Source organism: Sphingomicrobium aestuariivivum (genome assembly GCF_024721585.1).
Taxonomy (GTDB): Bacteria; Pseudomonadota; Alphaproteobacteria; order Sphingomonadales; family Sphingomonadaceae; genus Sphingomicrobium; species Sphingomicrobium aestuariivivum.
Window position 1 is genome coordinate 927525 of the sequence record NZ_CP102629.1, and the last position, 21763, is coordinate 949287.

Below are 21763 nucleotides of genomic sequence, written 5' to 3' on the forward strand. Positions count from 1 at the left end.
CTGAACGGTGGGTGCGCAGGACTTAGAAGTCCATGCCGCCCATGCCGCCCATGCCGCCCATGCCGCCGGGCATGCCGCCGGCACCGGCCTTGTCGTCGCTCGGCAGCTCGGCCACCGTCGCTTCGGTGGTGATGAGCAGGCCGGCGACCGAGGCCGCGTCCTGGAGAGCCGTGCGCACGACCTTGGTCGGGTCGACGACACCGGCCGAGACGAGATTCTCGTAGGTGTCGTTGGCAGCGTTGAAGCCGAGCGTCTCGTCGTTGCCGTCGATCAGCTTGCCCGCGACGACGGCGCCGTCGAAGCCCGCATTGCTGGCGATCTGGCGAACCGGCGCCTGCAGCGCGCGGCGGACGATGTCGACACCGCGGGTCTGGTCGTCGTTGCCGCCTTCAAGGCCGTCGAGCGACTTGGTGGCGTAGAGCAGCGCGGTACCGCCGCCCGGGACGATGCCTTCCTCAACCGCGGCGCGGGTGGCGTGAAGCGCGTCGTCGACGCGGTCCTTGCGTTCCTTCACCTCGACTTCGGTGGCACCGCCGACCTTGATCACGGCAACACCGCCGGCGAGCTTGGCAAGGCGCTCCTGGAGCTTCTCGCGGTCATAGTCCGAGCTGGTGTTCTCGATCTGCTGGCGGATCGCACCGGTACGCGCTTCGATCGCGTCCTTGGTGCCGGCGCCGTCGACGATGGTCGTGTTGTCCTTGTCGATGGTGACGCGCTTGGCGGTGCCGAGCATGTTGAGGTTGACGTTCTCGAGCTTGATGCCGAGGTCTTCCGAGATCATCTCGCCGCCCGTCAGGATGGCGATATCCTCGAGCATCGCCTTGCGACGATCACCGAAGCCCGGCGCCTTGACGGCCGCGACCTTGAGGCCGCCGCGCAGCTTGTTGACCACGAGGGTCGCCAGCGCTTCGCCTTCGATGTCTTCCGCGATGATCAGCAGCGGACGGCCCGACTGGACGGCCGCTTCGAGGATCGGCAGCATCGCCTGGAGGTTCGACAGCTTCTTCTCGTGGATGAGGATGTAGGGGTCGTTCAGTTCGACCTGCATCTTCTCCGGATCGGTGATGAAGTAGGGCGACAGGTAGCCACGGTCGAACTGCATGCCTTCGACGACGTCGAGTTCGAACTCGAGGCCCTTGGCTTCCTCGACGGTGATCACGCCTTCCTTGCCGACCTTGTCCATGGCTTCGGCGATCTTCTCGCCGACTTCACGGTCACCGTTGGCCGAGATGATGCCGACCTGCGCGACTTCTTCCGAACCGGCGACGGGCTTCGAACGGCCCTTGAGATCCTCGACAACCTTGGTCACGGCGAGATCGATGCCACGCTTGAGGTCCATCGGGTTCATGCCCGCGGCGACCGACTTCATGCCCTCGCGAACGATGGCCTGCGCCAGCACGGTCGCGGTGGTGGTGCCGTCACCGGCCAGGTCGTTGGTCTTCGAGGCCACTTCGCGCAGCATCTGCGCGCCCATGTTCTCGAACTTGTCCTTGAGCTCGATTTCCTTGGCGACCGACACACCGTCCTTGGTGATGCGCGGCGCACCGAAGCTCTTTTCGATGACGACGTTGCGACCCTTCGGGCCGAGCGTCACCTTCACGGCGTCGGCGAGGATGTCGACACCCTTGAGAATACGTTCACGAGCATCACGCCCGAATTTCACGTCCTTGGCAGCCATGATGAATGCCTTTCTATTTCGTGGGAATTAGGAGGTTTGGGAAGCGATGGCTCAGGCGAGGATGCCGAGGATGTCGCTTTCCTTCATGATGATCAGGTCTTCGCCGTCGAGCTTGACCTCGGTGCCCGACCACTTGCCGAACAGGATCTTGTCGCCCGCCTTGACGTCGAGCGGGGTGACCTTGCCGTCTTCGGCCTTCAGGCCCGAACCGACGGCGACGACTTCGCCTTCCTGCGGCTTTTCCTTGGCGCTGTCGGGGATGATGATCCCGCCGGCGGTCTTTTCATCGGCCTCGACACGGCGGACGAGGACACGGTCGTGAAGCGGTTTGAAACCCATGGTTTCCTCTCACTTTCTTCGTTGTTGATCTTTCGCGACTGGCACTCGGACTTGGAGAGTGCCAGCGTCGAGAGCGCATTTGGGATGCGCATTCCTACTAGTCAACAGGTGAGGCCCGAGATTTTTTGCTCAGTCCGCCGCGCCGCGCGCAGGGTCCGTCAGGCCGAGCGCCTCGCGGCGCATCCAGCGCTGGAGCATCAGCACCGCCACGATCGCCAGCCCGATCGCCAGCCCCGTCCAGATGCCCTCGCCTTCCCAGCCCGCGCCAAAGGCGAGCCAGGCGCCGGCACCAAGCCCGATGACCCAATAGCCGATGAAGGTATAGACCATCGGCACGCGCGTATCGTGGAGGCCCCGAAGCACGCCCGCGCCAACCACCTGCGCGCCGTCGACGATCTGGAAGATGGCGGCGATGAGGAGGAAGCTCACGCCCAGCGCCAGCACCTCGGCATTCTCCGGTGTGTCGGCGAGGAAGACGCCGATCAGCTCGGCGGGGAAGAGGAAGAGGAATATCGCCATGAAGCTCATGAAGCCGACGCCGAGGATCCACGCGGTCCAGCCGGCGCGTGCGATGCCGTCCCTGTCGCCGCGCCCGAGCATGATGCCGACCCGCACCGTCGAGGCTTGCGCGATACCCCACGGCACCATGAAGGAGAGCGCGGCGATCTGCAGCGCGATGGCATGCGCCGCCAGCGCCTTTTCGCCGACGAGCCCCATGAGGTAGGCCGCCGCCGAGAAGATGCCGCCCTCGAAGCCCATCGCCAGCCCGATCGGCAGCCCCAGCTTCCACATCCGCGCATAGCGCGCCCAGTCGGGCCGCCAGAAACGCGAGAACAGGCTGAAGCGGCGGAACTGGCGGTCGAGCTGCACCACCGTGATCAGCGCCGCACACAGGAGCGCCCAGGTGATCGTGCTCGCCAGCCCCGCCCCGAACAGCCCCAGCTCGGGAAAACCGAACTCGCCGAAGATCAGCGCATAGTCGAGAAAGCTGTTGATCGGGATCGAGCAGGCCGAGATCATCAGCACCCAGCCCGGCCGCTCGAGCGCGGCGAGGAAATGCCTGAGCGTGTTGAACAGGAGGAACAGCAGCGTCGACCAGAGATAGCCCCAAAGGAAGACCTGCGCGTCCTGCGCCAGCCGCGGCTCCTGCCCGAGCCAGCCGATCACCGTGTCGGCGTTCATCAGCACCGCCCAGATGGGGATGGTGATGCTCACCGCCAGCCACACCGACTGGCGGAAGCTGCGGCGCACGTCCTTGACCCGTCCCTTCGCCTTGCCGAGCGCGGTCGCCATCATCGGGCTTGCCGCCGTGATGATGCCAAGCGCCACGAGGTTGAGCGCGAAAGTGAGGTTCAATGCCAGCGCCGCCGAGGCCAGTTCGCTCGTCCCGTAGCGCCCGAGGAAGAAGGTATCGATCGCCTGCACCGAGGCCATCGTCAGGTTCGACAGGATCAGCGGCCAGGCGAGCTTCAGCGTCGTCTGGAATTCGTGGCGCCAGGGATGCGCGGTCAGGCTCGCCGATCGGGACATGGCCTTGCGGCTAGCTTCCCCCCGCTTGTCCGTCCAGCGAATAAGGGTGGAGGCGCGCGCCGCCTCGTCCTAGGGTAGTTCACAAGCCCCGAAGGAGGACAATGACGTGAGTTTCGCCCGTTCGCTGTGGAAACTGCTGGTCGGCATCAAGGACCTGCTTGTCCTCATCTTCATGCTGCTCTTCTTCGGCCTCCTCTTCGCCGTGCTGCGCGGCACCCCCGACCCCGTGCTCGGCGACGGCGTCCTCGTCGTCGACTTGGACGGCGTGGTGGTCGAGGAAGCGCAGGCCCCCGATCCCTTCGCCGCGCTGGCGGGCCAGCCGGTGATGAAGGAATGGTCGCTCCCCGACCTGCTCGCCGCGCTCGATGCGGCCAAGGATGATGACCGCGTCTCGGCCGTCGCGCTCGACCTCGACGGCTTTCTCGGCGGCGGCCAGCCCGCGATGGAGGAAATCGGCGAGGCGCTCGATGCCATCCGCGCGACAGGCAAGACCGTCAGTGCCTATGCCACCGGCTATGTCGGCGACAGCTACCAGCTCGCCGCCCATGCCGACGAGATCCACCTCAACCCGCTCGGCGCGGTTGCGCTCGCCGGCCCCGGCGGTAGCCAGCTCTATTACGCCGACCTCCTCGACCGCCTCGGCGTGACCGCCAATGTCTACCGCGTCGGCACCTACAAGGCCGCGGTCGAGCCCTTCACCCGCTCCTCCATGTCCGACGAGGCGCGCGAGAATATGCGCGCGCTCGCCGAGACCATCGGCGAACAGTGGCGCGAGGACGTCACCAAGGCCCGCCCCGATGCACAGATCGCGCTCGCGCTCGACAATCCGGTCGAGGCCTTCGGCGGCTCGACCGACCTTGCCGCCCGTGCCCGCGAGCTCGGCCTCGTCGATGCCCTCACCAGCCGCCACGGCTGGCACGACCGTCTCGCCGAACTCGGCGGCGCGGATGACGACGCCACCGGCGGCTTCAAGCGTATCGAGCTGTCCGACTATATCGCGCTCGAGACCCCGCGCGAGCGCGGCGGCGAGATCGGCGTCATCACGGTGGCGGGCAATATCGTCGACGGCACTGCCGGCCCCGGAATTGCCGCGGGTGAAAGCCTCGTCGAGGCGATCGAGAAGGCTGGCAAGCGTGACCTGAAAGCGCTCGTCTTGCGCATCGACAGCCCCGGCGGCTCCGCCCTCGCCTCCGAGCGCATCCGCCTCGCGGTCGAGGAGCTGAAGGCCGAAAAGGACATTCCCGTCATCGCCAGCTTCGGCACCTATGCGGCATCGGGCGGTTACTGGGTCGCCACCGCTGCCGACGAGATCGTCGCCCCCACCTCCACCCTCACCGGCTCGATCGGCGTCTTCGCCGTGCTGCCGAGCTTCGAGGGCACGCTCGAGAAGGTCGGCGTCGGCGTCGATGGCGTGCGCACCACGCCGCTATCGGGCGAACCCGACCTGTTCGCCGGCCCCTCGGAGGCGGCCGATGCGCTCTTCCAGGCCGGCGTCGAGAGCACCTATGCCAAATTCCTCGCGCTGGTCGCAGAGGCGCGCGACATGCCGGTGGACCGTGTCGCCACCATCGCCGAAGGCCGCGTCTGGGACGGCGGCACCGCGCGCCAGCTCGGCCTCGTCGACCGCTATGGCGGCATGGAAGAGGCGGTCGCGCTCGCCGCCGAACGGGCGGGCATCGAGGGCGAGCCCACGCTACACTATATCCAGCGCGATCTCGGTTTCGCGGGCAAGTTCGCCGAACTGCTCGGCGGCGAAGCGCAGGAAGAGGCACCCGCCGATGCTTTCGCGCGCATCGCCGGGCGACCCGACGCGCTCCTCGCCCGCGCGCTCGACACCGCCGACCAGCTCATCGCCGGCCCATCGCTCCAGGCGCGTTGCCTCGAATGCGCGCCGGTGACGCCCGCGACCTCCAAGGCCGACGGACGCGCGCGCCTGCGATGGTTACAGGGGTGGTTCGGCTGACGCGGTCCGCTGCCTAGCCAGCGTCGGGAAAATATTTGGCGAACATCTGGTCGTAATAGCGGAGCATCGGGGCCCCGGGATCGACGACGCGGATCATCTCGAGACCGTCGTCGAACAGGTCCTGCCCGGTCATGAACAGCACCAGCCCGTCGCCTGTTTCCGGTTCGAACCAAACCTGCGCATGCTCGGCGACATCATTGCCGCTGTGCGTCACCATCGTCCGGCCATCGCCGCCGTACAGCGTCCAGCCCAGCCCGAAACCGAGCGGGTCGGGACAATAGTCCACTTCGCACGCGTAGCCGGTCCCCTCGGTGTCGTCGGTGGCGAGCAGGCGCGTGCGCTCGGCCTGCCAGCGCGCATCCAGCCCCTCTCCCGTGGCGATCGCGCGCAGCAGTCGCGCATAACCCGGCACGGTGGCGTAAAGGTTGTCCGCCGCGCTCGTCTCGCCGATCTCGATCACATCGCCGCCTTCGTAGCGCAGGAAGGCGGGCAGCCAGCCTCCGTCTGCATCGACCCCTTGGGCCATCGGCGCGACCCGCTCCTCGCGCGCCACTGCCACTTCCTCGATGCCCAGCGGCGCGAACAGGACGCGCTCGACGATCTCCGGATATCCGGCGCCAAGGCGCACCTCGAGATATCGTCGCAACATCTCGATCGCGGCGCCCGAATATTGGATGCCTCCGGTGCCCGGCGTGCCGGTGAAAGCGAGCTTCCCGTCCTCATAGGCGCTCGGCCAATTCTTCAGCGTCGTCTGGTGCGAGAGGATGATCCGCGGTGTCAGGAGCCGGTTGCGGGGGTCGGCGGCAAGGTCGGGATGCATATGATGATCGACAATCGCGTCATCGAGGCCGATTTCTCCCGCGGCGGCAAGGCGCAACACCGTTTCCGCCATGACCGTCTTTGCCACCGAGGCGGCGTTGAACCAGGTCGTGGAGTCGGCCGGGACGCCCGGCGCGCGCTCGCCGGCATATGCGGTCCAGGCGATCTCGCCATCCTCGAGCCGCGCCATGCCGATGGCCCCGATGTCCGGCCTCGCGACATGTTCGGCGAGCTGCGCCTCGACCGAAAGAGGCGGCGATAGCGGGGCAAGTGCGCGCGGCGCGCACGATGCCAAGAGAAGACCGGTTGCAAGGCCGATGGCGGACGGGACGATGATCGAACGCATGGGATACTCCACTGTATTAGCTGCATAGGGCACCTAGGGCATCCCCGCCGCGATGAAAAGCCCTAGCGCTTGCCCTTCTTCTTGCGGTTGGTCGCAAGCGGCAGCAGCACCAGCGCCATCAGCGTGGCCAGCACCGAGAAGGCCGCGAAGATGCGCAGCCAGTTGTTGTTGAAGTCCTCGCGCGTCTGGAGATCCATGATGTGGAGCCCCCACATGAAGTCGAAGGCGCGCCACCAGCCGGTTCGCGTCGCGGCGATGCGGCCCGTGTCGCGCTCGACATAGAAGCGCGTGCCATCGTCCATCGCCACCTGCCACGCCGGCACCTGACGCCGCCAGTCGCCCGGCGGATTGTCGGTATCGACCGCCTCGACCTTGTCGAGCGCCGCCCCGCCCTCGTAGCGCGCCATCACCTCGGCGGCGGCGTCATTGGCGCCATAGGGGTCGAGCCATTCGCCCGTCGCCGGATCGGCGATCCGCGTCGCCCCCTCGAGCGCCACGACCCAGACCGGCCCGCTCGCGCGCTGCTGGAGGCTGATCCCCTCGACCGGCGCCGCGTCGAGCCCCTCGGGCAGGATCGGCGCACTGGCGAGCGACAGCGGCGCGGCCTCTCGCAACAGATGCTCGCCGCGCACTTCCTCGATCGGCTTCAACACCATGAAGAAGCCCGAGGCCGTCCAGAACAGGATCGGCACCCCGACCAGCCAGCCGAGCCACAGGTGCCATTTGCGCAAGGTCTTGCGAACGTTCGCCATCATTCCCCCGGGAAAAGAAATCGCATCGCCTGAAACAGCAACGCCGCCCCTGCATGGCGCAGGGACGGCGTCATTGGCAACAATAGTGCAGCGTTTAGATGTGGATCGGCTTGCCCTGCACCGCCATCGCCGCTTCCTTGACCGCCTCGCTGTGCGTGGGGTGGGCGTGGCAGGTGTAGGCGATGTCCTCGGACGTGGCGCCGAATTCCATCGCCTGCGCGGCCTGCGCGATCATCGTACCCGCCACGCTGGCGATGCAATGCACGCCGATGACGCGGTCGGTCTTGGCATCGGCGATCACCTTCACGAAGCCGTCGGGCTCGTGATTGGTCTTGGCGCGGCTGTTGGCGAGCATCGGGAACTTGCCGACCTTGATGTCGCCATACTGTTCCTTGGCCTCTTCCTCGGTCAGGCCCACGCCCGCCATTTCAGGCATGGTGTAGACGACACCCGGGATGATCGCATGGTTCACGATGCCGGTCAGCCCTGCGATATTCTCGGCGCAGGCAATGCCCTCGTCCTCGGCCTTGTGCGCGAGCATCGGGCCCGGCACCACGTCGCCGATCGCCCAGACGCCGTCGACCTTGGTTGCGAAATCATGATCAGTCTCGATCTGCCCGCGCTTGTTCACCTCGAGCCCGATATTCTCGAGGCCGAGACCGTCGGTGTTGGGCTTGCGCCCGATCGACACGAGCACGCAATCCGCCTCGATCGTCTCCGCATCGCCGCCCTTGGCGGGCTCGACGGTGACGGTGGCCTTGCCGCCCTTGACCTCGACGCCGGTCACCTTGGTCGACAGCTTGAACTCGATGCCCTGCTTCTTGAAGATCTTGTTGGCTTCCTTGCGGACGTCCTTGTCCATGCCCGGCAGGATCTGGTCGAGATATTCGACGCAGGTCACCTTGGCACCGAGACGACGCCACACGCTGCCGAGCTCGAGCCCGATCACGCCGCCGCCGATGACGACCATATGCTCGGGCACCTTCTCCAGTTCGAGCGCGCCGGTCGAGGACACCACGACCTTCTCGTCGATCTCGACACCGGGCAGCGGGGTCACCGACGAACCGGTGGCGATGATGATGTTCTTGGCCGTCACGGTCTTGCCCGCGACGTCGACCGAATGCGCATCCTTGAAGGTGGCATGGCCCTTCAGCCAGTCGACCTTGTTCTTCTTGAACAGGAACTCGATGCCGCCGGTCAGCTGCTTGACCGCATCGCGGCGCTGGGCGTGCATCTTGTCGAGGTTGAGCTTCGGGCTGACTTCCACGCCCATCGCTTCCATCGCGCCATTGGCGGCGGCGTCATAATATTCGGACGCGTGCAGCATGGCCTTCGAGGGGATGCAGCCGACATTGAGGCAGGTGCCGCCGAGCGTTTCGCGGCTTTCCGCGCACGCGGTCTTGAGGCCCAGCTGGGCGGCACGGATCGCCGCCACATAACCGCCGGGACCGGCGCCAATCACCAGGACGTCATAATCATAATCAGCCATGAGAAACCTGCTTCGTGTCTAAAAAATCCGGATTGCCGCCCACATAAGGCTTTCGCCCGTGAACGCAACCGGAGGCGGCGGCCCCCGCAACGCTTTCACGCAATGTGAGCGATCTCTTAACCCTTTGAGACTATTCGGGATTTGCCGAGTCCGACCGTATAGAAGGAAAATCAAATGGATCAGCGTAACTGGTTGGTGATCGACACCAGCGCCGCAGAGGGCATTCGCTTCAGCGAGGTCGTGCCGTCGCAGCGTCCCGTGCTGGGGCCGGTCCATACGGTTTCCCCCGAGGGCAAGCCCACCTTCACCGACGTCCTCCAGACCTATGCGCGCGAGACCGGCAAGGACCTCACCAGCTTCGAGCCGCTGCTCGTCATCGCCGGCGCTGCCTCGGGCGAGATGATCAGCCTCACCCGATCCAACTGGACCATCACCCGCGCCGGCCTCACCAGCCTGTTCGGCACGAAGGTGCGCGTCATCAACGACGTCGTCGCCATGGCCTGGGCAGCGCAGGGCATGGGCGCGCGTGCGGCCACCGTGCGCGGGACGAAGCCCGCCCCCGACTTCAAGTCGCCCGGCCGCATGGCCATGCTGTTCGTCGGCGACGGCGTCGGCGCGGCAATCGTCGATGTCGACCGCGAGGGCTATCAGCGCGTCATGGAAACCGAGATCGGCCACATGGACTTCGCCCCCCAGTCGGAGCGCGAACTGGTCCTCGCCGAAGCGCGCCGCGGCGCCTTCTCGCAGACCAGCTGGGAGGCCATGCTCACCACCGGTCGCACCGACCCCTGCTGGGCCGCCTTCCCCGAGATGCGCGACATGGAACGCGACCGCATGAGCGGCGAATGGCTCGGCCGCTTCATCGCCAATCTCGTCCATGCGCAAGGCGCGTGGAACGGGGTGATGCTCGCCGGCCCGCGCGCCGGCCAGCTCACCACCGGTTCGGCCAAGATCGCCTTCGAGGGCGCCTTCACCAAGCGCCGCCAGTTCCAGCGCCTCCTCCTGCAGGTGCCGGTCTGGTCGCTCGCCCAGTCCGAACCCGTCCTCAACGGCGGCGCAGCGCTGATGGCGGTGCGCGCCAGCCAGCCCGGCGGCCGCCTCGCCGCCTGAGCCGGGGCGCGCGCCACTTGCTTTTCGACCAACGGACGACCGGCGCGGATTGACCGCGGCGGTGGTTCGCGCTCAATTGCATAAGCACTTATGCAAGGAGCTCGCCGTTGGATCACGCCCGCCCCTCCCCCGTCGACATCGGCCTCGGCACGGGGCTGCGCGCGCTCATCGCCACCCTCGATGGCGGGGTACAGTCGGTCTATGACGAGCTCGGCGTCGATTTCCGCCCGCGCTTCTACAGCGTGCTGCGCGACCTCCAGGCGCATGGCGAACTCAGCGTCACCGCGCTGACCCATTCGGCGGGCGTGACCCAGCCCGCCATGACCCAGACCCTCGCCATGATGCGCGAGCGCGATCTCGTCGAACAGACGGTCGATCCCGACGGGCGCAAGCGCGTCTTCGTCCTGACGCGCAAGGGCATCGCGCTTGCCGTGCGTACCGCGCCCGTCTTCGAGGCAACCCACCGCGCCGCGCGCGCCCTGCAGGCCGAGACCGGCCACGATCTCGAAGCCGCCATCACCGCCACCCTCGCCGCGCTCGGGACCCGCGACTTCGCCGCCCGCATCCACGCCGAGCTGGCCAAGGGCGACGCGCGATGATCGCCCTCGCCCTCCTCCTCGCCGCCGCCATGCCGGTCACCCCCGCCGACCGCGCCGAGGTCATCGCCAACAGCGCCTCGATCCTCGAGGAGCGCTATGTCGATGCACAAGAGGGCGCGCGGCTCGCCGCGGCCCTGCGCGCAGGGCCCGCCGACCTCGCCGCCCATGACGACGCCGAGGCCTTTGCCGCTGCCATGACCGCCTGGCTCCGCGCCGCCTCGGGCGACGGCCATCTCGGTCTCTCCTTCAGCCAAACCCCCATCCCCGAGACGCCCGCCGACGACACTTTCGCGGGCGAGATGGAGCAATGGTACGGCCCGCAGATCAACCACGGTTTCGAGCGCATTGTCCGCCACGAGGGCAATATCATCGAGCTGCGCCTCGACACCTTCGCCCCGCCCGACATGGCCGCCGACATGTTCATTGCCGCCGCCACCCTCACCGCCGAGGCCAGCGCGCTGATCCTCGACTTGCGGAGGAACGGCGGCGGGTCGAGCGAGGCGGCGGAGATGCTGCTCTACTACCTGACCGAACCCGGCAGCCCCCTGTCGGGCACCTATCACCGCCCCACCGACAGCCGACGCCATGCGCAGACGGCCAGCTATTTGCCCGGCCGCCGCTTCGGCAGCGACAAGCCGCTCTATGTCCTGATTTCCAAGCGCACCTTCTCGGCCGCCGAACAGGTCGCCTACGACCTACAGGCATTGGGCCGTGCGACGATCATCGGCGAGGTCAGCGGGGGCGGCGCGCATCCCTTCGAATTTCGCCGCGTCCACCCCCATTTCGCGCTCGACCTGCCCGAGGGCAAGTCGATCAACCCGATCACGGGCGGCAACTGGCAGGGGGTGGGCGTCACGCCCGATGTGGCCGTTCCGGCGAGCGAGGCGCTCGACACGGCGCTTGGTCTCGCCCGCGAGGCGACCGGCGCCGCCGACTGATCAGCCGCCGCGCCCGATCACCCGATCGACCATCTGGTCGGCGTTGAGGTCATTGTCGGCGATGCAGGCGCGCAGCATGTCCTGCACCAGCGCCTCGTCGACCGCGTCGAGGCTTTCCACCTCGAGCGCCACGTTGCGCGCGGTGCAATCGCACAGCGGCCCGACCCGCGAGGTCGGCCCGCCATCGCGCTGCGCAAGCGCCTCGCACCGCTGCGCCACTGCCGTTCGCAGCAACTCGTCGGGATTGTCATCGACAAGGTCGCACCCGCCGAGCATGAGCCCGGCAAGGCCGACCAGCAGCCATCCGTCCGTCGACACGGGGGTCCGGCCTTAAAGGTCGATCAGCAGGCGGGTCGGATCCTCGAGCGCTTCCTTGATACGCACGAGGAAGGTCACCGCTTCGCGGCCGTCGATCAGGCGGTGATCGTAGGACAGCGCGAGATACATCATCGGCTTGATGACGACCTCGCCATTCACCGCGATCGGGCGCTCCTCGATGCGGTGCATGCCGAGCACCGCCGACTGGGGCGGGTTGATGATCGGGGTCGACAGGAGCGAGCCGAAGACGCCGCCGTTCGAGATGGTGAAGGTGCCGCCCGCCATGTCTTCCATGCCGAGCGTGCCTTCCTTGGCGCGCTTGCCATAGTCGGCGATGGCCTGCTCGATCTGGGCAAAGCTCATCTTGTCGGCCGAGCGGATGACGGGGACGACGAGGCCCTTGGGCGCCGACACGGCGACCGAGACGTCGAGATAGTCGTGATAGACGATCTCGTCGCCCTCGATGCGCGCGTTGACCGCGGGCACGTCCTTGGCCGCCAGCGCGACCGCCTTCACGAAGAAGCTCATGAAGCCGAGGCGGATACCATGCTTCTTGGCGAAGTGGTCCTTGTACTTCGAGCGCGCTTCCATGACCGCCGACATGTCGACGTCGTTGAAGGTGGTGAGCAGCGCTGCCGTGTTCTGCGCATCCTTGAGGCGCTTGGCGATGGTCTGCCGCAGGCGGCTCATCTTCACGCGCTCTTCGCGGCGCTCGCCCGACACGCTCACGCTGGTCGGCGCCGAGGCCTGCCCACCGCTCGCGGCAGCCGCCTTGGTGGCGGGCTCGGCGCTCTTGTCCTTGGCGGCGGCGATCACGTCATCCTTGGTGATACGCCCGTCCTTGCCGGTGCCGGTGATCTTCGAGGGATCGACGCCATGCTCGAGCACCGCGCGGCGCACCGCGGGCGAGAGGGTGAGGTCGCTCGACAGCGCCTGCTCGCCCGCCTTGTCCTGCGCGATCACGTCATTGTTCTCGGTAACGCCGTCGGGGCCTTCGCTCGCCGCCTGCTCGGTGCGGGCGGGCTTGGGCGCATCGGCCACCGCGCCATTACCGTCGCCGACCTTGGCGATGACCTGCCCGACTTCGACCGTGTCACCGGCCGAGAAGAGATGCTCCTCGAGCACGCCGGCTACGGGGCTCGGCACGTCGACCGACACCTTGTCGGTCTCGAGGCTGACGATCGGCTCGTCCTGCTCGACCGGCTCGCCCGGCTGCTTGAGCCATTCGCCGACGGTGGCTTCGGTGATCGATTCGCCCAGCGTGGGGACGGTGACGTCGGTCGCCATGGAGTTCGTCTTTCTCTTCTCTAGCGTTGCCCGAGGCTCTTAGAGCCCCAGCGCATCCTCAATCAAGGCGGCCTGCTGCGCCGCATGGCGCTTGGCAAGGCCGGTCGCGGGCGAGGCCGAAGGCTCGCGGCCCGCATAACGGGTGGTAAGCCCCTTGCCCGCATCGGCGAGGCACTGGTCGATGATCTCGCGCACGAAGAACCAGTAGCCCTGGTTGCGCGGCTCTTCCTGGCACCAGGTGAGGCTCTCGAGGTTCGGCATCGCCAACAGCCGCTTCACGAGCGGCTCGGAGGGGAAGGGATAGAGCTGCTCGATGCGGATGATCTGCGTATCCTCGATCCCCGCCTCGTCGCGCTTGTCCATGAGGTCGAAGGCGACCTTGCCCGAACAGAGCACCACCTTCTTCACCGTCTCCGACGGGCAGCCGTCGGGATCGGAGAGAATGCGGTAGAAGTGCCCCGTCTCCTCGTTGGTGAAGGCGTCCTTCGTCGACTGCGCGCGCTTGTGGCGCAGCAGCGACTTGGGCGTCATGATGATCAGGGGTTTACGGAAATCGCGTTTCACCTGGCGGCGCAGCACGTGGAAATAATTGGCCGGCATGGTGATGTTGCAGACCTGCATATTGTCCTCGGCGCACAGCTGGAGGAAGCGCTCGGGACGCGCCGAGCTATGCTCGGGCCCCTGCCCCTCGTAGCCGTGCGGCAGCAGCATCACGAGCCCGCTCGCGCGCAGCCACTTGGCTTCACCGCTCGAGATGAACTGGTCGATCATGATCTGCGCGCCGTTCACGAAGTCGCCGAACTGCGCTTCCCACAGCGTCAGCGTCTTCGGATCGGCGAGCGAATAGCCATATTCGAAGCCGAGGACGCCATATTCGCTGAGCGGCGAATCGCGCACTTCGAAGCGCGGGCCGCCATCGGTGCGCATTTCCCTGAGCGGGATGAACTTCTCGCCCGTATCCTGGTCGACCCAGACCGCGTGGCGCTGGCTGAACGTGCCGCGCCCGCTGTCCTGCCCCGACAGGCGAACGCCATAACCCTCGAGGATGAGGCTGCCGAAGGCCAGCGCCTCGCCGGTCGCCCAGTCGATGCCCTCGCCCGTCTCGAGCGTCTTGCCCTTGGCCTTGAGGATGCGCCCCAGCGTCTTGTGGATATGCAGGTCGCCCGGGACATGGGTGAGGATGTCGGACAGCTTGTCGAACATCTCGCCGTCGATGTCGGTGTCGGTGTTGCGCCGCCCCAGCACGCCTTCCTCGGGAATGCGCAGGCCCTTCCAGCGTCCGCCGAACCAGTCGGCCTTCTTGGGCTCGTAGGCACTGCCCGCCTCGAACTCTTCCTCGAGGTGGCGGGTGAAGTCGGCGACCTTCTGGTCGATCCAGTCCTTCGAGATCACGCCTTCCTCGATCAGCCGGTCGGCATAGACCTTTGAGATCGGCGGATGCTGGCGGATTTCGGCATACATGAGCGGCTGGGTGAAGCTCGGCTCGTCGCCCTCGTTATGGCCGAAGCGGCGATAGCACCACATGTCGATGACCACGTCGCGCCCGAAAGTCTGGCGGAACTCGATCGCCACCTTGCAGGCCCAGGTCACTGCCTCGGGATCATCGCCATTCACGTGCAGGATCGGCGCCTGGATCGACTTGGCGATATCCGACGGATAGGGCGAGGAGCGCGCGAACTGCGGGCTCGTCGTGAAGCCGACCTGGTTATTGATGACGAAGTGGATGGTGCCGCCCGTGCCATAGCCGGGCAGGCCCGACATCATCAGGCATTCGGCGACCACGCCCTGCCCCGCGAAGGCGGCATCGCCGTGCAGCAGGATCGGCAGGACGGTCTTGCCATGCTTGTCGCCGCGGATAGTCATCACCGCGCGGGTCTTGCCCAGCACGACCGGATCGACCGCCTCGAGATGCGAGGGGTTGGGCATCAGCGATAGGTGCACGTCATTGCCGTCGAACGAACGGTCGCTCGAGGTGCCGAGGTGATATTTCACATCGCCCGAACCGCCGACATCCTCGGGGTTGGTCGCGCCGCCCGCGAATTCGTGGAAGATGGCGCGATAGGGCTTGCCCATGACGTTGGCGAGCACGTTCAAACGCCCGCGGTGCGCCATGCCGATGGTCATCTCGGTGACGCCCATATGGCCGCCATATTTGATGACCGCTTCCAGCGCGGGGATCATGCTCTCGCCGCCGTCGAGGCCGAAGCGCTTGGTGCCGACATATTTGCGGGCGAGGAATTTTTCCCACTGCTCGCCCTCGATCACCTTGTCGAGGATCGCGATCTTGCCCTCGGGGGTGAAATGGATCTCGGCATTCTTGCCTTCGACCCGGTCCTGGATGAAGCGGCGCTCCTCGAGGTCGTTGATGTGCATATATTCGACACCGACGGTGCCGCAATAATTGCTCTGGAGCACGCCGACGATCTGGCGGATCGTCGCCTTCTCGAAGCCCAGCGCACCGCACAGCCACACCTCTTCATCGAGGTTCCTGAAGCCGTGCCACTCGGGGGTGAGTTCCTTGGGGAAGTCGTGATGGCTGAGCCCCAGCGGGTCGAGGCGCGCGGCAAGGTGCCCGCGCACGCGATAGGTGCGGATCAGCATCATCGCGCGGTTGGACGAGTCGGCGACATCGCGCAGCGTCGCTTCGTCGGCCACGCCCGAGGCCTTGGCCGCCTCGACCGCTTTCTCGACGAAATTGGCTTCGACCGGATCGAGCCCGAGATTGGCATCGTCCAATTCGCTGATCGGCCAGTTGGGACGGGCCCAGCTCGGCCCTTCTTCGCGTTCCACGCTCATCGCGTCCATCACATCACCCTTCGCGCCCCGGCATGGGGCCCCTTACCCCCATTAACCGCTGCCCCCGCAATAAGGTTCGCGGGCGCACCATCCCGGCACGCCCGCGACATATGCCTTAGCCCTGCAGCACCTTCTTCAGCGTAGTGCCGAGTTCGCTGGGCGAGGGCGAGACGGTGATGCCCGCCGCTTCCATCGCCGCGATCTTGTCCTCGGCGCCGCCCTGGCCGCCCGAGACGATCGCGCCGGCATGGCCCATGCGACGACCCGGAGGCGCGGTGCGGCCCGCGATGAAGCCGACGGTCGGCTTCTTGCGGCCCTTCTTCGCCTCGTCGGCGAGGAACTGCGCGGCTTCTTCCTCGGCGCTGCCGCCGATCTCGCCGATCATGATGATGCTCTCGGTGGCATCGTCGGCAAGGAAGAGTTCGAGGCAGTCGATGAAGTTGGTGCCGTTGACGGGGTCGCCGCCGATGCCGACCGCGGTGGTCTGGCCGAGGCCCTCGTTGGTGGTCTGGAACACCGCTTCATAGGTGAGCGTGCCCGAGCGGCTGACGACGCCGACCGAACCCTTGGAGAAGATCTTGCCGGGCATGATGCCGATCTTGCACTCGCCGGGCGTGAGGACGCCGGGGCAGTTCGGCCCGATGAGGCGCGACTTCGAACCATCGAGCGCGCGCTTGACCTTGACCATGTCGAGCACCGGGATGCCTTCGGTGATGGCGACAATGAGCGGGATTTCCGCGTCGATCGCCTCGAGGATCGAATCCGCCGCGAAGGGGGGCGGCACGTAGATGACGCTGGCATCGGCGCCGGTCTTTTCGGCTGCCTCGCGCACGGTGTCGAACACCGGCAGGCCGAGGTGGGTCATGCCGCCCTTACCGGGGGTCACGCCGGCGACCATGTTGGTGCCGTAATCCATCGCCTGCTGGGTGTGGAAGGTGCCGGTGTCACCGGTCATCCCCTGCGTGATGACCTTGGTGTTCTTGTCGACGAGAATGCTCATGCGCGTTCGGTCCTGCGTAGTGAAAGAAGGACGGCAGCAAGTGCCGCGAGCGTGGCCCCGGCCATCACGGGCAGGGTCACGAGATAGGAGAAAAAGCCGTAGGGGTCCTCGATCACGAGGCCAGTGGTGATGATGGGGGCGACACCCCAGAGTAGGGCAAAGGGCGCTGCCTTCCAGCCATAACGGCGGAGCATCAGCAGCACCGGCACGAAGCCGATCAGCGCTGCAACCGCCATGATGGTGTAGGCGTGCACCTCGCTCCCGCCCCCTCTTACTCGGCCGCCGGCTCGGGCGCGGACGGCACGCCGTCATCGCCCGTGGCGGTCAGGGTGAAGCGAGCGAAGGGCGAGTCCTGCTCGCCCTCGGGCTGGACGGTCAGGCGGTGATCGTCGAGCTGCCAGACATAGCCATAGCCGTCCTGGCCCACCGGCATGCCGATGATGCCCGACAGTTCCTGCGCCAGCGCGCCATAGGCCGCGGTATCGGGCAGGCTCGCGGAGACGACGCAATTCTTCTCGTCGAGCTCCTCGCGCATGATGATGATCGTCGTCGGGTTGCCACGCTTCTGGTAGAGGCCGCGGATGCGCTGGGCGGAACGGCGCCCGCCCGCACGCTTCTTGGCCTGTTCGTAGCCGAGCGAGTCGAGACGATCGAGGTGAAGCCAGTCGGCATCGGTGATCAGCTGGCAGGCCGCGATCGATTCCGCGACATTCTGCGCTGTGGGATGCTCGTCCTGCGCCAGCGCCGGAGCGGCAGCGAGGGCGGCGATCCCGCCGATCAAAGCAAACGCAACCTTGTTCATCTCATGCTCTCCCGAAAAACGCCTCAGGCGAGGCTTTCGTCCATCGACTTGCACGCGCCGACCAGTTCCTCGACGGCGTCGACCGACACCTTGAGGTTCGAGGCTTCCTCGTCCGACAGTTCGATCTCGATCACATCCTCGATGCCGTCGGCACCGATCATGGCGGGCACGCCGACATAGAGGCCGTCGAGCCCGTACTTGCCCTCGACATAGGCCGCCACCGGCAGGATGCGCTTCTGGTCACCCAGATACGCCTCGGCCATCGCGATCGCGCTGGTCGCCGGGGCGTAATAAGCCGAGCCGGTCTTGAGGAGGCCGACGATCTCGCCGCCACCGCCGCGGGTGCGCTTGACGATCTCGTCGAGGCGGCCAGCGTCGACGCCCTTGATCTTGGCCATGTCGGCAACGGGGATGCCGTTGATGGTCGAATAGCTCAGCACCGGCACCATCGTGTCGCCATGGCCGCCGAGCACGAAGGCGTTGACGTCCTTCACGCTGACATCGAATTCCCAGGCGAGGAAGGTGGCGAAACGCGCGCTGTCGAGCACGCCGGCCATGCCGACGACCTTGTTGTGCGGGAGCCCCGAGAATTCGCGCAGCGCCCAGACCATCGCGTCGAGCGGGTTGGTGATGCAGATGACGAAGGCGTCGGGGGCGTAGGTCTTGATGCCCTCGCCGACCGCTTTCATGACCTTGAGGTTGATGCCGAGCAGGTCATCGCGGCTCATGCCGGGCTTGCGCGGCACGCCGGCGGTGACGATCACCACGTCGGCGCCGGCGATGTCGGCATAGTCGTTGGTGCCCGTGATCTTGGCATCGAAGCCCTCGACGGGGCCGCACTGCGACAGGTCGAGCGCCTTGCCCTGCGGCAGGCCCTCGGCGATGTCGAACAGGACGACGTCGCCCATTTCCTTCTTGGCGGCGAGATGGGCGAGCGTGCCGCCGATCATGCCGGAACCGATAAGGGCGATCTTCTTGCGAGCCATGAGGGTCCTTTCGAATATGTGCACTGGTCCCGGCAAGGCGCGCCCGACGGGACTCAAAGGGTCTTGCCCGCGCACCTAGCCCGACCGCGAGCCGCTATCAACCGTGTCAGGACCTATTTTGCAGCCGCCTGCGCCCGCCTGAGGGTGAAGGGCACATCGCGGGTCTCGCCATCGCTGCCGCGCATGGTCACCGTGGCCCGCATGACGCCGCCGTCATCGACGATCCGGAGCCCCCGGAAGGAGAGCCGCCCGGGCCCTGTTTCGTCCGCCTCGAAGGTGACCCATTCGCCCTTTTCCTCCCACGCCGTGAAGTCGGCGTTGAAATGCTTGACCAGCATCTCGAGCCCGCCATCGGCGTCGGGGCGCACGAGGAGAAGCTCGTAGAAAACGGGTGCGCCATCCTTGGAATAGGTGAAATGGCCGACCATCTGCCCGCCCAGCGGCGGCGACCAGAGTTCCTCCACCTCGCCCCCCATGCCGGTCCCGACCCAGCGCCCCTGCAACCATGCCGCATCCTCGATCGGCTCGGCCTCGGCGGCGGGATGGGCCAGCGCCATCAGCGCGGCGATGAACGGGGTGGCGATCATGGCAGTGGCTCCCTCTTGTTGCCCCCACCCTAAGCCGCCGCGAGGGCCCGCGCTAGTCGTCCCCCGCCGCGCGCACGCTGTCCGCGAGCCGCCGCGCCGCCTGCCGCTCCGAAAGGCCGTCGCGGCTGCCATAGAGCCGCGCGAGAAAGGCGAGGTCCTCCGCCGTCGCCCCCGCTTCGGCCTCCGCCGGCGGCGTCTCGAACAGCGACAGGATCGAGGCAAAGGGCATCGCCCCGCCCTTCGCCGTATCGATCGGCGCCAGCGTCGTCATCGCGGCATAATCGCCGATCTGCCCGAGCGAGCGCCCGACCAGCGCGCCCGCATCCACCACCAGCCACGCCTGGTCGGCGTCCCGCCGCACCGCCTCGGAGAGGCGCGACAGCCGCGCATTGTCGACCTTGTAGGCGCCGCGCCCCGCCCGTTTCGCCTGCGGGGTCATGCCCGGCATCTCCCATACCGCCACCGGCTGCACCCGCCCGCCGTCGGCGCGCCGGGGCACCGAGGTTCGAAAGCCCCATACCGGCCCGCCATCCGCCACCAGCCGGTCGACATCGGCATTGCTCAACAGCGAAAAATAGCCGCGCGGGTCGCGCCGCAGCCGATCGAGCGCGGCGCGCGGCTCGGCCGTCACCACGATGAAGATATCGGCCTCGCAGGGGCGCGGCGCGACCTTGCCCCCCGCCTCGAGGGCCCGAGCGCGCACCCGCTCGACCACCGCCTCGCCATAGGCCTCGGGCAGCCCCGCCACGACGGGACAGACGGGATTGCGAAAGCGCGGCAGACGGCCGTCCACATCCTGCGTCACCGCGCGGATTTGCGCCGACAGTTCGCGACGCGGCTTCTCGCCCGTCACCACGATGTCCGGCGCTGCCGCCTGCGCGGCCAGTAGCAATGCCCACAACAGCATACCGCCTCCTCGCCCCCACCATCCGCGCCCTTTCGCGCGCAATCCAGCCACTTTCGACCAATGTTTACGACGAGGCGCTTTGATCGCGCGGCGAACCGATCGAAACCCCCGAAAACCGCGCTTTTCGTCAGGATCAATTCAGCCGCCATCGCCTATGTTCACGACCATGAAGAAGATCGCACTCGCCCTTGCGGGCTCCGCCTTCCTTGCCACCCCGGCCGCGGCCCTTGCCGCGCCGCCCGCCCATGCCGGCGGCGCCAAGCACCAGATGCACGGCGCGTCCTATGCGCAGCCCGCCTGCCCGCCGGGGCTCGCCAAGAAGCGAAATGGCTGCATGCCCCCGGGGCAGGCCAAGAAGTACGAGCGCGGCCACCGCTTCGACCGCTCGTTCAGCGGCTACACCGCTTATGACCGCATCCCGTACGACCTGCGCCGTCATTACGACCTCGATCCGCGCAGCCGCTACATCTACGACAATGATTACATCTATCGCGTCGACCCGACCACGCTCGTGGTCCGCGAGGTCCTGCGCGCGATCCTTTAACCGCAAGACGGTTAACAATGACAGGCAAGGGCGCCCCTCTCGGGCGCCCTTCGTTTGACTCGGGCGCACGGATTTGGAATTCGTTCACGCCTTCGGCTTAGACTTAAGCCACTGAAATTCCGGGGAATGGGGAAAAGATAACATGGATAAGGTCATTGCCGTTGCCGGCATCATCCTTGGTGCCGCGCTGATGGGCAGCGTCGCCGCCTGGCTCATGGGCCATCCGGCGGGCCAGGAAATCGGCGCCACGGGCCGCCGCAACGCGCGCCGCTACGGGCTTGCCACCTACGTCATGGTCGGCATCGTCGCCGCCGGTTCGGTGCCGCTGTTCCTGAGCCTCGTGCGCTCGGACCTCGTCGCCAACGTCTTCAACGCCAGCTGGGGCGAGATTTACGAAAATCTCGTCATCCTCTTCGGTCTTGGCCTTGTCGCGAGCTATTCGAGCCGACTGTTCGTCGAAAGCTCCTCGCGCCGCATCATGGACGATGTCGACGGCATGCGCAGCCAGCTCAAGGAGGCGCAGGCAACCAACCGCGCGCTCGCCGAATATGTCGACGACCGCGCCGCCGAGCCGCGCGCGCAGGCCAGCGGTGCCGCCGCCAAGAAGCAGGCCGAGGCGCACAAGAAGGCCGCCAACGACCTGTCGGAAGCCCAGCAGCTGTTCGTCCAGTCGCTCGGCGCCGATGACCAGGCGATCCTGAAAGCGCTTACCGTGCGCGACTATCGCACCGCCGCGGGCATTGCCGCCGACCTCGAGATGCCGCGTTTCAAGGTCACCGAGAAGCTCGACGACATGGTCGATGCGGGCCTTGCCAAGGCGGTCGAGAGCCCCGTCACCCACGGCCTGCGCTACAAGATCCAGCCGATCGGCTGGGGTGCGCTGGCCAGCGCCCACAAGGCCGAACCGGTCGCCAGCCTCGTCTGAGGTTAGCGCCCACCGAACAAGGAAAGGGAGCCCTGCGCAAGCACGGCT

21 protein-coding genes are annotated in these 21763 nt (G+C 66.8%); 6 read left to right on the forward strand and 15 right to left on the reverse strand.

What is annotated here, in order from left to right; translation table 11 throughout:
* Positions 1 to 22: 22 nt before the first annotated feature.
* From groL to NUW81_RS04910, 3 genes are all read right to left on the reverse strand, one after another.
* On the reverse strand, positions 23 to 1678 hold the full coding sequence (groL, locus tag NUW81_RS04900; protein WP_245110969.1) for a chaperonin GroEL: 1656 nt from the start codon (positions 1676 to 1678) through the stop codon (positions 23 to 25).
* 51 nt (positions 1679 to 1729) lie between these two features.
* A complete protein-coding gene (gene groES / locus NUW81_RS04905; protein ID WP_245110971.1) occupies positions 1730 to 2017 on the reverse strand; it encodes a co-chaperone GroES in 288 nt (95 codons plus the stop codon).
* A gap of 129 nt (positions 2018 to 2146) precedes the next feature.
* Positions 2147 to 3547, reverse strand: a complete 1401-nt coding sequence (locus NUW81_RS04910; RefSeq protein ID WP_245110976.1) for an MATE family efflux transporter — start codon at positions 3545 to 3547, stop codon at positions 2147 to 2149.
* A 106-nt stretch (positions 3548 to 3653) separates the two neighbouring features.
* On the opposite strand from NUW81_RS04910, the gene sppA reads away from it, so the two are divergent.
* Positions 3654 to 5510 (forward strand): signal peptide peptidase SppA, encoded by a 1857-nt coding sequence (sppA, locus tag NUW81_RS04915; protein WP_245110983.1) that lies wholly within the window; start codon positions 3654 to 3656, stop codon positions 5508 to 5510.
* 13 nt (positions 5511 to 5523) lie between these two features.
* Here sppA and NUW81_RS04920 read toward each other — a convergent pair whose 3' ends face one another.
* From NUW81_RS04920 to lpdA, 3 genes are all read right to left on the reverse strand, one after another.
* Positions 5524 to 6675, reverse strand: coding sequence for a serine hydrolase domain-containing protein (locus NUW81_RS04920; protein WP_245110987.1), 1152 nt, complete (start codon positions 6673 to 6675; stop codon positions 5524 to 5526).
* 62 nt (positions 6676 to 6737) lie between these two features.
* Positions 6738 to 7430, reverse strand: coding sequence for a PepSY domain-containing protein (locus NUW81_RS04925; protein ID WP_245110991.1), 693 nt, complete (start codon positions 7428 to 7430; stop codon positions 6738 to 6740).
* 91 nt (positions 7431 to 7521) lie between these two features.
* Positions 7522 to 8916, reverse strand: coding sequence for a dihydrolipoyl dehydrogenase (gene lpdA, locus NUW81_RS04930; protein WP_245110994.1), 1395 nt, complete (start codon positions 8914 to 8916; stop codon positions 7522 to 7524).
* A 174-nt stretch (positions 8917 to 9090) separates the two neighbouring features.
* Between lpdA and NUW81_RS04935 the strand changes: the two genes are divergently transcribed.
* The 3 genes from NUW81_RS04935 to NUW81_RS04945 all read left to right on the forward strand — a co-directional run bounded on the left by NUW81_RS04935 (position 9091) and on the right by NUW81_RS04945 (position 11563).
* Positions 9091 to 10026 carry a glucokinase gene (locus NUW81_RS04935; RefSeq protein WP_245110995.1) on the forward strand — a complete coding sequence of 312 codons (936 nt, stop codon included), beginning with the start codon at positions 9091 to 9093 and terminating at the stop codon, positions 10024 to 10026.
* 107 nt (positions 10027 to 10133) lie between these two features.
* On the forward strand, positions 10134 to 10625 hold the full coding sequence (locus tag NUW81_RS04940; RefSeq protein ID WP_245110998.1) for a MarR family winged helix-turn-helix transcriptional regulator: 492 nt from the start codon (positions 10134 to 10136) through the stop codon (positions 10623 to 10625).
* Positions 10622 to 11563: a S41 family peptidase gene (locus NUW81_RS04945; RefSeq protein WP_245111000.1), complete on the forward strand. Its 942-nt coding sequence runs from the start codon at positions 10622 to 10624 to the stop codon at positions 11561 to 11563. The genes NUW81_RS04940 and NUW81_RS04945 overlap by 4 nt, the downstream gene beginning before the upstream one ends.
* On the opposite strand, the gene NUW81_RS04950 is transcribed toward NUW81_RS04945, so the two are convergent.
* From NUW81_RS04950 to NUW81_RS04990, 9 genes are all read right to left on the reverse strand, one after another.
* A complete protein-coding gene (locus NUW81_RS04950; protein ID WP_245111003.1) occupies positions 11564 to 11881 on the reverse strand; it encodes a hypothetical protein in 318 nt (105 codons plus the stop codon). It abuts the gene before it with no gap.
* 12 nt (positions 11882 to 11893) lie between these two features.
* Positions 11894 to 13168, reverse strand: coding sequence for a 2-oxoglutarate dehydrogenase complex dihydrolipoyllysine-residue succinyltransferase (gene odhB, locus NUW81_RS04955; RefSeq protein ID WP_245111007.1), 1275 nt, complete (start codon positions 13166 to 13168; stop codon positions 11894 to 11896).
* A gap of 39 nt (positions 13169 to 13207) precedes the next feature.
* Complete coding sequence (locus NUW81_RS04960; RefSeq protein WP_245111010.1) at positions 13208 to 15973, reverse strand: 2-oxoglutarate dehydrogenase E1 component; 2766 nt, start codon at positions 15971 to 15973, stop codon at positions 13208 to 13210.
* A 106-nt stretch (positions 15974 to 16079) separates the two neighbouring features.
* Positions 16080 to 16964, reverse strand: coding sequence for a succinate--CoA ligase subunit alpha (sucD, locus tag NUW81_RS04965; RefSeq protein ID WP_245111013.1), 885 nt, complete (start codon positions 16962 to 16964; stop codon positions 16080 to 16082).
* Positions 16961 to 17218 (reverse strand): hypothetical protein, encoded by a 258-nt coding sequence (locus NUW81_RS04970; RefSeq protein ID WP_245111016.1) that lies wholly within the window; start codon positions 17216 to 17218, stop codon positions 16961 to 16963. Before NUW81_RS04970 ends, sucD begins: the two co-directional genes overlap by 4 nt.
* Positions 17219 to 17235: 17 nt before the next feature.
* The gene (locus tag NUW81_RS04975) at positions 17236 to 17766 is read right to left on the reverse strand and encodes a hypothetical protein (protein WP_245111019.1); all 531 of its coding nucleotides are present in this window, start codon (positions 17764 to 17766) and stop codon (positions 17236 to 17238) included.
* Positions 17767 to 17789: 23 nt separating this feature from the next.
* Positions 17790 to 18752 (reverse strand): malate dehydrogenase, encoded by a 963-nt coding sequence (gene mdh / locus NUW81_RS04980; protein ID WP_245111021.1) that lies wholly within the window; start codon positions 18750 to 18752, stop codon positions 17790 to 17792.
* A 113-nt stretch (positions 18753 to 18865) separates the two neighbouring features.
* Positions 18866 to 19339 (reverse strand): DUF6265 family protein, encoded by a 474-nt coding sequence (locus tag NUW81_RS04985; RefSeq protein ID WP_245111024.1) that lies wholly within the window; start codon positions 19337 to 19339, stop codon positions 18866 to 18868.
* Between the two features lie 52 nt (positions 19340 to 19391).
* Positions 19392 to 20246, reverse strand: a complete 855-nt coding sequence (locus NUW81_RS04990; RefSeq protein ID WP_245111027.1) for a hypothetical protein — start codon at positions 20244 to 20246, stop codon at positions 19392 to 19394.
* A gap of 166 nt (positions 20247 to 20412) precedes the next feature.
* On the opposite strand from NUW81_RS04990, the gene NUW81_RS04995 reads away from it, so the two are divergent.
* Positions 20413 to 20790 carry a hypothetical protein gene (locus NUW81_RS04995; RefSeq protein ID WP_245111030.1) on the forward strand — a complete coding sequence of 126 codons (378 nt, stop codon included), beginning with the start codon at positions 20413 to 20415 and terminating at the stop codon, positions 20788 to 20790.
* A gap of 142 nt (positions 20791 to 20932) precedes the next feature.
* Entirely contained in the window at positions 20933 to 21715 is a 783-nt protein-coding gene (locus tag NUW81_RS05000; protein ID WP_245111033.1) for a YEATS-associated helix-containing protein, read from the forward strand.
* The last annotated feature ends 48 nt before the right edge of the window (positions 21716 to 21763 follow it).